Here is an 11,337-nt window from a genome sequence, read left to right on the forward strand (position 1 = left end):
TGATGCGATGCAACGCGTGGGCGATCTCGATTTCGAAAGCTGGGTCTGCCCCGTCCCGCTGCGGGACACCCCGACCATCGTGATGGGACACGGCGGCGGCGGGGTGATGTCCGGAGAGCTGATCGAGCATCTGTTCCTGCCCGCCTACGGCGCGGCCGCGGCAGCGGAACTGGGCGACTCGGCGGTCCTGTCCGTCGGCGGCACCCGGCTGGCGTTCTCCACCGACTCGTTCGTGGTGAAGCCGATGTTCTTCCCCGGCGGGTCGATCGGTGACCTGGCGGTGAACGGAACCGTCAACGACCTGGCGATGTCGGGCGCGACGCCCCTGTTCCTCTCCACCGCCTTCATCCTCCAAGAGGGCACCGAACTGACCGAACTCGGCCGGATCGCCCAGGCGATGGGCACGGCCGCGCAGGCCGCGGGCGTCCGCCTGGTCACCGGCGACACCAAGGTCGTCGACAGCGCCAGCGGTGACGGCGTCTACATCAACACCTCCGGGATCGGTGTGATCGCCGACGGAGTCGACATCGATCCGCGTCGCGCGCGGCCGGGCGACGCCGTTCTCATCAGCGGCGACATCGGAGTGCACGGCGTTGCGGTGATGAGCTGCCGCGAGGGCCTGGAGTTCGGCACCACCGTCGAGAGCGACACCGCCGCCCTGCACGGCCTGGTCGCCGACATGATCGCCACCGGAGCGGATCTTCACGTCCTGCGTGACCCGACCCGCGGCGGGGTCTCGGCCTCGCTGAATGAGATCGCCCGTGCGTCGACGGTCGGCGTCGACCTCGTGGAACGGGATCTGCCCATCCCGCAGACCGTTCGCGACGCCTGCAGTCTCCTCGGGCTCGATCCTCTGCAGGTGGCGAACGAAGGCAAGCTGCTCGCCATCGTGCCCGCCGAATCGGCGGATCAGGTGCTGGAGGCCCTCCAGGCTCACCCGCTGGGCCGGTCGGCGTGCCGCATCGGCACCTGCGTCTCGGATCACCCCGGAATGGTGGTCGCCAAGACCGCGCTGGGAGGAACCCGGGTGATCGGGCTTCCCATCGGCGAACAACTCCCCAGGATCTGCTGAATGAGCGCACAGGGCGCGCTCCTCTTCGCGCGATACGCCTACCCGCCCAACGAGCTCGGCTACTGCGGTCCGGCCGACGCGTCCGCCCTGCTCGATACCGGCGCGACCGCCGGTATCGAGCGGCGGGCGCGGCAGTTCGAGGGCGCCTGGTGCTACCTCGAATTCCTCGCGGAAGCGGCCGGGCTCCGTGATCCGCTCGACGAGCGGGTCGTCGAGGCCTACTGGATCGGCAACGACCTGCTGGACCAGGCCGATTCCGCAGCACTGGTGGACCGCATGCTGGACCGATTCCGCGGCCAGATCGGCGGCACCTGGCGCGAGGCCGCGCACCGTGCCCGCGCCCACCACAGCTTCCAGGTCTTCGACGTATACCCCTGGGCACACCTGCTCCGCACCAGCAACAACCCGACCGCACTGACCGTCCTCGATCAATGCCGCATCCGCACCGGTATCGTCCTCGACGTCAACGGTGAGTCGGCGACCGTCACCTCCACTCCACTGAGCTGGAACGGGACGACGATGGAGACCGGGCCACCGCGACAGGAAGCGGTCCGCTGGTCGACCGGTGGCAGGACGCTGCTCGACGGGATCTCGCCCGGCGACCGCGTAGCCCTGCACTGGGACTGGGTGTGCGACGTGCTCACCGAGGACCAGGTCGCGCGCGTCGAGTCGCTGGAAGCCCGGCAACGCGGCGCGCTCGCCGGCCTGGCGCCTTGAGGGAAACCCTGGGCACGTGACGGCCCCAGGCGCCGCCGTCGTTCGGGTGACTTCACGGACGCGCGTCGCCTATGGGCGGGCGTGCGCGCAAGGATTTCCGGTCAGGGTCCTCACCCTCCCATCCATCGGGATCCGCTGGAGGTCTCCATGAACATCCTGCTGCTCGCCAGTGCGTTCAACAGTCTGACGCAGCGTGTGTACGTCGAACTGTCGGACCGAGGCCACACCGTGGCGGTGGAACTCTCCTGCGAGGAGGCGGCCCTGCGCGACGCGCTGCAACGGCACCGGCCGGCGTTGATCGTGGCACCGATGCTCAAAGAAGCGATCCCGGAGCAGGTGTGGTCCGCGCACACCTGCCTGATCGTGCACCCGGGACCGTTGGGCGACCGCGGTCCGTCCTCGCTCGACTGGGCCGTGCAGGAGGGCGTCGACCAGTGGGGCGTGACCGTCCTGCGGGCCAACGCCGAAATGGACGCCGGGGACGTGTGGGCCTCCGTGTCCTGTCCCCTCCCCCCGTTGGGCAAGAGCGACCTGTACCGCAACGAGGTCTCCGACGCGGCGCTCCAAGCCGTTCTGCTGGCCGTGGAACGCTTCGCCTCGGGCACGTTCGTCCCCCGCTCGCAGAACAGCGCGGTCGAGGGGATCGCCGTCACCACCCGGCCCTACCTGCGCCAGGAGACACGACGCATCGACTGGGCCGCGGACAGTACAGGGACGGTGGTCCGCAAGCTCCGTTCGGCCGACTCACAGCCCGGAGTACTGGATGAACTCCTCGGCGCCCCATGGTTCCTGCACGGCGGCCACCCCGAGGACACCCTGACCGGAGCCCCCGGCGACGTACTGGCCACCCGCGCGGGCGCGATCTGCCGGGCGACCCGCGACGGTGCCGTATGGATCCCTCAGCTGCGGCCGCGCCGCCTTCCAGGACAGCTGCCCACGTTCTCGCTGCCCGCGACCACCGCCCTGGGGAAATGGCTGCCACCGGTACCAGACGTGCCCTACCCGCTCGACAGCGCGCACGACGACCGCCACACCTGGACCGACATCCACTACCGCGAACACGGAGAGACCGGATTCCTCGGCTTCTCCTTCCCCGGCGGCGCGATGAGCACGACCCACTGCGAACGCCTGCTGACCGCCTACCGCTACGCGTGCACCCGGCCGACATCGGTGCTGGTCCTCGGCGGCGGCCGGGACTTCTTCTCCAACGGCATCCATCTCAACGTCATCGAAGCCGCGCCCGATCCCGCCGCGGAATCCTGGGCCAACATCAACGCGATCGATGACGTGGTGCAGGCCATCCTGACCACGACCGACCGGTACGTGATCTCCGCGCTGGGCGGCAACGCCGCGGCGGGCGGCGCGATGCTGGCCCTGGCCGCGGACAAGGTCTGGTGCAGGACCGGTGTCGTACTCAACCCGCACTACCGGCGGATGGGACTGTACGGCTCGGAGTACTGGACGTACTCCCTGCCGCGCCGGGTCGGCGCCGTCGTCGCCGAGCAGCTCACCGAGCGGGCGATGCCGGTGAGCGCCGCGACCGGGCAACGCCTCGGACTGGTGGACCGGCTGTTCGACAGCAGCCCGCAGGATTTCGCCGGGCGGGTCGCCGAATTCGCCGTGCGGCTGGCCTCCACGCCCTCGACCCGGACCCGGATCGCGGCGAAGAAGGCAGAGCGCGACACCGCGGAGGCCGCGAAACCGCTGGCTGCCTACCGCGAGGAGGAACTCGGCCGCATGCGCCAGATCTTCAACGACCCCGACCAGCCCTACCACGCCCTCCGCCGGGCCTTCGTCCACAAGGCGTAAGGCCGAGACACTGGGGTACCGATGACTCATCCGTGTCCGGAGCGAACCACCCCTGCATGCGCAGGGGGAACCATTATCAAACCACTCGTTCGCGGGGAGACCAGAGTCCAACTTTGTCCGCACGTGGCGGTATTACGACCACCTTGGCAGCCCCGGGACTGGCCGTTACCGGCACCAATTGCTGACGTGGGCCGCCGAAACGCCTCAGCCCTCGGGGTTCCTGACGTGGCGACAGCGTGATGGGCACTGCGATGGCAACCCACCTGCGGATGTGCACCGGTCAGGACGTGGGACCGATCCGAGTGCGTAGGTCTTCGGCGAACGTGCGCGCCGCCTCCAGATCGGTGGCGTTGGGTCGTCCCTTGTTGATACCGCCGACGAGCTTGAAGGGAAGCCAGGTGTCGAACGCACGACACGAGAAGGTGCCGATCACTTCGAAATTCTTCTGCTCGAGAAGCCGCACAGGGGGGCGGGTGAAGGTGAGGTGACCCCCGGAGTGTGGACACAGGGGTTCATGCTGCGAGTGTGAGTCTACGTTCTCGCTGGTGCTGCTGTTCGAACTCGACGGGTGAGAGGTAGTTGAGGGTGCTGTGGCGCCTTCGTGCGTTGTAGTACGTCAGCCACTGGAAGAGCTCCAGCCTCGCCTGACGCACCGTCGAGAAGAGCCTCTGGTGCATCGTCTCCCTCTTCAGCCCCTGCCAGAACGACTCGGCGAGGGCGTTGTCATAGCTCGAGCCACCCCGGCCCATGCTCCTGCGGATCCTGAAGCCGTCGCAGACCTGCGCGAACCCTGCGGAGGTGTACTGCGAACCCCTGTCCGCGTGGAAAATGACTCCGCCGACATTGCCGCCGCGGGTCGCCACGGCCATCTTCAGGGCGTCGATGACCAGTTCGGCGCGCATGTGGGTGGCCATCGACCAGCCGAGCACCCGGCGCGAGCAGATGTCCAGGACGCAGGCGAGATACAGCCACGACCCGCCGACCTGCACATAGGTGATGTCCCCGCACCACTTCTCGTCCAGATGCCCGGCGTGGAAGTCGCGGTTCACCAGGTCCGGGACCGTGGTCCGCTTACGGCGCCGCAGATGGCGGCCCTCAAGTCCGTGCTTGCGCATCAACCGCTCGACGCGCTTGCGGTTGACGGTGTGCCCGAAACCGCGCAGCTCGGCGTGGATCCGGCGGATCCCGTAGGTCTCCTTGTGCTCGGTGTGGATATCGCGGATCTCCGCGACCAGCGCGTCGTCGTCGGCCTGCCGCTCGGCGCGGGCCTTCCCACCGGCGATCCACCGGTAAAAGCCGGAGCGCGAGACCTCAAGAACCCGGCATATCCGCTGGACGCCGAAGGCTTCGGCGTGAGCGGAGACGAAGTCCCAGCGGCGGGTCTTCCCTTCATCTCCGACGCGAAATAGGCGGCCGCCCGCCGCAGGATCTCCCGCTCGAGCTGCCATTCCTTCTCCGCCTTCAGCAGCCGGGCGGTCTCCGCCCGCAGCCGGGCCAGCCGTGACCTGGGCGTCTTCCGTCTCCGGCCCGCGGCCGGGCTCCGTGCCGGCCTCGGCGTTGCGCACCCAGGTGCGCGCAGTGTCTCGGGGTTGACGTTCAGATCGGCGGCGACGTCCTTGAACGTCCGCCGGCCGGCCGAAGCCCGCCACAACGCCACCGCGTCGGGCCGGAACTCCACGTTGTACTTCGAGGGCCTTGCCATGGGGATCTACACCTTCCTGGACCTATCAAGATCCATTGTCAGGTGTGTCCACACTCAAGGGGTCGCCTCACCCGCAGGTGACCTCGCACATGAGGACAAGCGAGCACTGGCCCCGAGGGCCCGGAGGGCCGCCACCGTGGCGCGGCCCTCCGGCACCACGGGTCACCGGCGGTGCCGGATGCCGGGCACGGTGGCAGGTGCTGGTGCCGTCACCCGCTGTCCAACGGGCCGGGCCGGCCCGGGCACGCCCGCGGTGCGCTGGGGCGGCCGCCGTAGCACTATGGAAGGCATACAGACAGTGGGAGGGCAGCGGTGTTCGAGGCCGGTGCCATCCGGGAGTGGCGCGGCCACCCGAAGGGGTTGACGCCGACGGGTGCAGGATCGGCACGCTGAGTCCGTGTTACGTCGACACGGCCACCGACGAGCCGTTCTTCGCCACCGTCGCCGTCAGCTTGCGCACGCGGCACCGCCTAGTGTTCGTATCCCTCACCAGGGCGAGCGTGGCCCCCAGATCTGGAAGGGGATGGAAGGAGGCCGGCGATGGCGCCGGATCGTCGGTGCCGTCGCCAAGGGTCTGCTCTACCTGCTGGTCATCGGTGCGGTAGTCCTGGTGGCCGACCTCGTTTACGCGGCGTGAAGTCCCGGCGGACAGGCCGGCGCCCCGGCCGCTGAGGTCCGTGTTCGAGGAGGCGTCGGCGATGCGTGAGATCGGTGAGTCCGGTCCCGACCTCGGCCACGCGGGTGGTGGCCCGGTCGAGCCGGGCGGCCTTCTGGATGTGCTGGGTGTCGCGGCGGTGGTGCTCGACGCGGACGGGCGGATCGCGTTGTGGAGTCCGCAGGCAGAGGCCCTGTTCGGGTACACGGCCAAGGAGGCGCTCGGCGAGTTCGCGGCCCGGCTGCTGGTCGACGAGCAACACCTGAACCTCGTGATCTCCCTGTTCGCCCGGGTGATGACGGGCGGCGGTCCCTGGTCGGGTGCCTTCCCCGTCCGGCACAAGGACGGTCGCACGCTGCTGGCGGAGTTCCGCAACATGCGGCTGGAAGACGAGCGGGGCGCACTCTACGCGCTGGGGATCGCCTCCGACCGGGCCACGCTGCGGCGCGTGGAGCGAGATCTGGCGCTGTCGGGGCGGCTGGTCTCCCAGTCCCCGATCGGCCTGGGCGTCATGGACACCGACCTGCGCTACGTCCTGGTCAACCCGGCGCTGGAACGCATCAACGGCCTGTCCGCCGACCAGCACCTCGGGCGGCACGTCAGCGAGGCCGTGCCGTTCCTGGACACCGGCTCCATCGAGTCCGCGATGCGCGGGGTCCTGGCCGACGGCGCCCCGCTGCTGAACCAGTTCACCGTCGGCCGTACCCCGGCCGACCCCGGCACCGACCACGCCTGGTCGGTGTCGTACTACCGGCTGGAGGATGCCGGCGGGCGCGTTCTGGGAGTCGCGACCTCGGTGGTGGACGTGACCGAGCAGCACCGTGCGGCGAGCCAGGTCGCGCAGGCCCGCGCGCGGCTCGCTCTCATCGCCGATGCCTCCGTGCGCATCGGCACGACGCTCGACCTCGGCACCACCGCCCGTGAATTGGCCGACGTCGCGGTGCCGGCCCTGGCCGATGTGGCCGCGGTGGACATCCTCGACACCGTTCTCGACGGCGGGCGCGAGGCCGACGCGTCGGCCGGGGGCGCCCTGGGGTTCCGGGCCCTGGCCGTCGCTTCCTCGCACCCCGACGACGGCGCGGTCTGCGCCGCCGACCCGGTCGGAGAGCTCGCGGCCTACGGCCCCGACCGGCTGGTCACCCAGTGCGTCACGACCCGTCGCCCGGTCCTGGTGTCCCATGTCCGGAGCCGGGACTTCCCCCGCATCGCCCGGGATCCTGAGGCCGCCGCTCGCCTGGCCGCCGCCGGGCTCCACTCCTACCTCGCGGTGCCGTTGACCGCCCGAGGCGAGGTCCTGGGCGCACTCGACCTCAAACGCACCCGCAACCAGCTGCCCTTCGACCACGACGACGTCGTCCTCGCCGGCGAACTGGCCGCCCGCGCCGCGGTGTGCATCGACAACGCCCGTGGGTACCAGACCCAACGCCACGCGGCCCTGGCCCTCCAGCGCCACCTCCTGCCCCACGCGCCACCACACCAACCCGGCCTGGAGATCGCCTACCGCTATCAGCCCGCAGGAGCCGTCGGCGAGGCCGGCGGCGACTGGTTCGACGTCATCCCCCTGGCCGATGACAAGACCGCCCTGGTCGTCGGCGACGTCATGGGCCACGGCATCAACGCCGCCGCCACGATGGGCCAGTTGCGCACAGCCGCCCGCACCCTGGCCGACCTCGCCCTCGACCCCGCCGAGGTCCTCACCCACCTCGACCGCCTCACCACCGGTCTGGACGAGGCCATGGCCACGTGCGTCTACGCCGTCCACGACCCGCGTCACCTCCGGTGCCGCATCGCCACCGCCGGGCACCTGCCGCCCGTCCTCGCCCGCTTCGGCCAGGTACCCGAGCTCCTCGACCTGCCCACCGGCGCACCGCTGGGCGTCGGCGGCGTCCCCTTCGAGGCCGTCACCCTCGGCCTGGGCATCGGCGACCAGCTGACCCTGTACACCGACGGCCTCGTCGAGACCCACCACCAGGACATCGACACCCGCCTGCGGACCCTCCTCGACCTGCTCACCACCCCCCACCGCCCACTCGAAGCGACCTGCGATCTCCTCCTGAACGCCCTGCGCAACCCCCACGACCCTGACGACGTCGCCCTCCTCATCGCCCGCACCCGGCCACTGCCCGTCCCGGGCGGCATCGACGCGAGGGCCCGCTGACACTTCCGTGCCGCCACCAAAAGGTCGTCCTCACACCCTGACGAGTCGGGGTTCTCGGGCCTGATCCACAGCGCGGGGAGGCCGCCCGCGAGCCGGTTCGATCACGACGTGAGGCCGTCACCAGGCCCCGGGACGGGCCTGGTGACGGCTTGACACCATGATCGAGAACGGGCCGGACCTGGCCGGCCACGGTCCCCCTACGAGGCCGACGGGACGGGTGCCGTTCCTGGGCCTGGAGGCGGGGCGTGTCGGCGGCGGCTGAACTTCAGGCGACGTCGAAAGAAGGAAGTACGGACACAACGACACCGGCCGACACGGTCGCATGTCACCGTCACATACGGGCTGATGCCACCACCACGACCCAGAAAGAACCGCACCACCAGGCTCTTCCCGCAGTGACACCCACCCGCGCCCACCAACGACACCCACCCCACACCTCACACCTGCCCGTTCAGCAATGGCTGCTGGAGAACGTCCTCAGCCTCGACGCGGCCGGAGAGGACGAGCGGCCGGTGCAGCGTACGCAGGACGACAAGTGGGAACTCAACTCCGGGCGGCACGGCAGTTCCACACCCGTGAAGGACACCTCAACGCACCCAGGAAACACGTAGAACACCTGGAGCCGGAAGACGGCACGGCGGGCCCTCAGGGACGCACGGAGGGGCTCGGAGTGGTGAAGCTCGGCATGGTGCTGGACAACATCAGGAAACGGGCCGACAAACTCACCGCACAACGCCGCGCAGACCTCGATGCGCTCGGCATGCGCTGGACCACCACCACGGCCAAGAGCATCCGGTCCCAGCTGCCGTCGGCCGACCATCTGCGGTGACGTTCGTAGACGGTCTTCCAATTCCCGAAACGCGCAGGCAGATCACGCCAGGGCACCCCCGTCCGCTCCCGGAAGTAGATGCCGTTGACGACCTTCCGGTGGCTCTTCCACTGCCCGCCCCGATGACCGTTCGTCGGCAGGTACGGCTTCAGCCGAGCCCATTCGTCCTTGCTGAGATCACCACGCCCCACGACCCACAAACGATCAAGAACGCGGCACAGTTCCAAGATCCACCGGACACGACCTAGGTGCGGCAGTTCCACCCCGTCGCTCAAACCGCAGGTGCCCGTCAGCCGCCGGCAGCGACGATTCGCGACATGGCCCGTTCGGCAACGGCGGCGATGGTGAGTGAGGGGTTGGCGCCGCCGACGTTGCCCGGGAGCAGTGAGCCGTCCATGACGTAGAGGCCCCTGTTGCCCTTGACGCGGCCTTCCAGGTCTGTGCAGCGGCCCAGAGCGCAGCCGCCCACTGGATGGCCGGTCATCGTCCGTGGATTGTTGAGGGTGATGGGGAGGCTGCCCGGGTTGGCCTCCACGACACGCGAGCTGTAGTCGAGGGTGGCGCGGGCAGCGGCGGCTGACTTCTCCCGAGTCCAGTCCGCCAGTACCACGCGGCGGCGGCGCGGGTCGTACCGGAAGGTTCCCCGGTGGTCGGTGTCCACCGTCATGGTGAATGTGACGGTGGCAGGGAGGGCGGAGTATCCGGGCAGTACCCAGTTCTCGGCGAGCAACGGCAGGCCGAACTCGTGGTGGAAGAAGGCTGCGGAGGCGCTGGGCGAGCCCTGTGAGGCACCGACGGACTTGAGGGGCTGCGAGCGCAGATTGAGCTGATCGCCATTGTCGCCGAAGCCGGTTCCCACGGTGGCGGGCAGATCCGGAAGGGCACCCAGCTCGCGGGCCGCCACCAAGAGGCGGTTGGTGTTCAGCGTGCCCGCGGCGACGAACAGCATCGCGCAGGTGTACTCCGTCGTGTCGATCGTGGCTCCGCGGAAGTCCAGTTGACGGACGGCGACGGAGAAACGGCCGTCGGACCGGCGGGCGATGGACCGTACCTCGTGCAGCGAGCGCAGTTGGACGTTGCCGGTGGCCAGCGCGTCCGGAAGGTAGCTATGGGTGAGGGACTTCTTCGCTCCGTTGCCGCAGCCGAAGTCCGAGTCCCCTACGGTCGCTGACAGCGGGGCAGTACCCGCGAGTTCGCGTCGGACGACGTCCCAGTCGAAGGTCGAGTCGATGGGACTGGTGCGGAACCGCGCCTTGGCCATCTGCCGGTCCCACAGCCGGGAGTGCGTGAAGGGCGCGGAGTCGTAGACGTCCTGGGGCATCAGGCCGGCTCCCAGCATGGCCCGGACCTTCGGGTACCACGTCCGGGTGAACTCCTGGTAGTGGAGACCGGAGGGGTAGAGCGCGTCGAAGTAGCGCTGGGGCGGCGCGAGCGTCGCCCCCGTGTAGACCACGGACCCGCCTCCGACGGCCGCACCGCAGGCGATGTCGAGGCTGTCTTCCTCCGACACCTCCAGCACACCGGGCGACGGGGTGAGCGGCACTGGCAGCATGCCGGGCCAGCGGGCGTTGCGGCGAAACCAGAACATCGTGTCGGTGATCCCGTTGGGCGACCCGAAGACGGGCTTCGCCGGGGCGACGGGCCATTCCCGGCCGCGTTCCACCACCAGGGTGTCGACTCCGGCCTGTCCCAGACGCAGCGCGGCGACCGAACCGCCGAACCCCGAACCGATCACCAGGGCGTGGAAATGGGTCCGCGACACGGCTGAGGCGAAGGCCCTGCTCCCCTGTTGTCCCAGGACTGCCGCGCCGAGCCCGGCCAGGGCGCCCTTGCCGGCGAGGCGCAGAAATTGACGACGCTGTAGTGCGGACACGTGTTCTCCTGGCTAGGTCGGTCCCGGGACGATCGGCATGCTGCCGGCCCGTCGTACGGTGTGCCGTTCCCGGCGGACGTGTACGTGCTTCCGGTCCACCTCCGAGGAGTAACGGCCAGCCGGGTCCCGGGACACGGGACGCTGCTCCGAACGGAGTCCGCACCGGGGACTGGACAAGCGGTGCGACAACATTGAGCGACTCTGTCGGGAATCTGGCTCTGACAAGATTTTCGTAGCCGGTGATCGAATGCGCTGAGGTTCGTGGTTGGGCTCGCACCGGGGGGCAGAGTGGTGGGTGTGTCCTGTTGAGTTGGATGTCTTGCTGCCGCAGCTGGTCGCGGTGCAGGTCGAAGGGGTGGAGGCCAGGCGTCAACTTGACCCGGCCCTAAAGGGCCGGGCTTGGAGGTAGCGCCCGACTGGCTGCCGGGTGGGCTCCTCCGTCTAAGCCACCTAGGGGGTGGCTGGGACGCGTGACTCACGCCCCGCGATCCACACGGTCTCGCCCTTGCGGGCGATGTTGTG

General features: G+C 69.5%; 9 protein-coding genes and 1 pseudogene. 6 read left to right on the forward strand and 4 right to left on the reverse strand.

Annotation, left to right across the window (positions count from 1 at the left end; all coding sequences use genetic code 11):
* Positions 1-7: 7 nt before the first annotated feature.
* From hypE to QMK28_RS27340, 3 genes are all read left to right on the forward strand, one after another.
* Positions 8-1,072 carry a hydrogenase expression/formation protein HypE gene (hypE, locus tag QMK28_RS27330; protein WP_326442263.1) on the forward strand — a complete coding sequence of 355 codons (1,065 nt, stop codon included), beginning with the start codon at positions 8-10 and terminating at the stop codon, positions 1,070-1,072.
* Positions 1,073-1,789 (forward strand): DUF6390 family protein, encoded by a 717-nt coding sequence (locus QMK28_RS27335; protein WP_326442264.1) that lies wholly within the window; start codon positions 1,073-1,075, stop codon positions 1,787-1,789. It abuts the gene before it with no gap.
* A gap of 147 nt (positions 1,790-1,936) precedes the next feature.
* Entirely contained in the window at positions 1,937-3,598 is a 1,662-nt protein-coding gene (locus QMK28_RS27340; RefSeq protein WP_326442265.1) for a hydrogenase maturation protein, read from the forward strand.
* Positions 3,599-3,878: 280 nt separating this feature from the next.
* Here QMK28_RS27340 and QMK28_RS27345 read toward each other — a convergent pair whose 3' ends face one another.
* Together QMK28_RS27345 and QMK28_RS27350 are read right to left on the reverse strand one after the other, a co-directional pair.
* Positions 3,879-4,061: a hypothetical protein gene (locus QMK28_RS27345; protein WP_326442266.1), complete on the reverse strand. Its 183-nt coding sequence runs from the start codon at positions 4,059-4,061 to the stop codon at positions 3,879-3,881.
* Between the two features lie 49 nt (positions 4,062-4,110).
* A protein-coding gene (locus QMK28_RS27350; protein ID WP_326442267.1) for an IS3 family transposase occupies positions 4,111-5,300 on the reverse strand; the annotation gives its coding sequence in 2 pieces (ribosomal slippage) (positions 4,111-5,051 and positions 5,051-5,300; 1,191 coding nt in all).
* Positions 5,301-5,998: 698 nt separating this feature from the next.
* Between QMK28_RS27350 and QMK28_RS27360 the strand changes: the two genes are divergently transcribed.
* The 3 genes from QMK28_RS27360 to QMK28_RS27370 all read left to right on the forward strand — a co-directional run bounded on the left by QMK28_RS27360 (position 5,999) and on the right by QMK28_RS27370 (position 8,942).
* The gene (locus QMK28_RS27360; RefSeq protein WP_326442268.1) at positions 5,999-8,113 is read left to right on the forward strand and encodes a SpoIIE family protein phosphatase; all 2,115 of its coding nucleotides are present in this window, start codon (positions 5,999-6,001) and stop codon (positions 8,111-8,113) included.
* Between the two features lie 395 nt (positions 8,114-8,508).
* On the forward strand, positions 8,509-8,724 hold the full coding sequence (locus QMK28_RS27365) for a hypothetical protein (protein WP_326442269.1): 216 nt from the start codon (positions 8,509-8,511) through the stop codon (positions 8,722-8,724).
* Between the two features lie 59 nt (positions 8,725-8,783).
* Positions 8,784-8,942 carry a hypothetical protein gene (locus QMK28_RS27370; protein WP_326442273.1) on the forward strand — a complete coding sequence of 53 codons (159 nt, stop codon included), beginning with the start codon at positions 8,784-8,786 and terminating at the stop codon, positions 8,940-8,942.
* On the opposite strand, the pseudogene QMK28_RS27375 reads toward QMK28_RS27370, so the two are convergent.
* Positions 8,891-9,133: pseudogene (locus tag QMK28_RS27375) on the reverse strand (transposase); the annotation flags it as partial. The gene QMK28_RS27370 and the pseudogene QMK28_RS27375 overlap by 52 nt on opposite strands.
* 98 nt (positions 9,134-9,231) lie before the next feature.
* On the reverse strand, positions 9,232-10,815 hold the full coding sequence (locus QMK28_RS27380) for a GMC oxidoreductase (protein WP_326442271.1): 1,584 nt from the start codon (positions 10,813-10,815) through the stop codon (positions 9,232-9,234).
* Positions 10,816-11,337 lie beyond the last annotated feature (522 nt).

Origin of the sequence: Streptomyces sp. H27-D2 (assembly GCF_035828615.1) — a bacterium.
Taxonomy (GTDB): domain Bacteria; phylum Actinomycetota; class Actinomycetes; order Streptomycetales; family Streptomycetaceae; genus Streptomyces.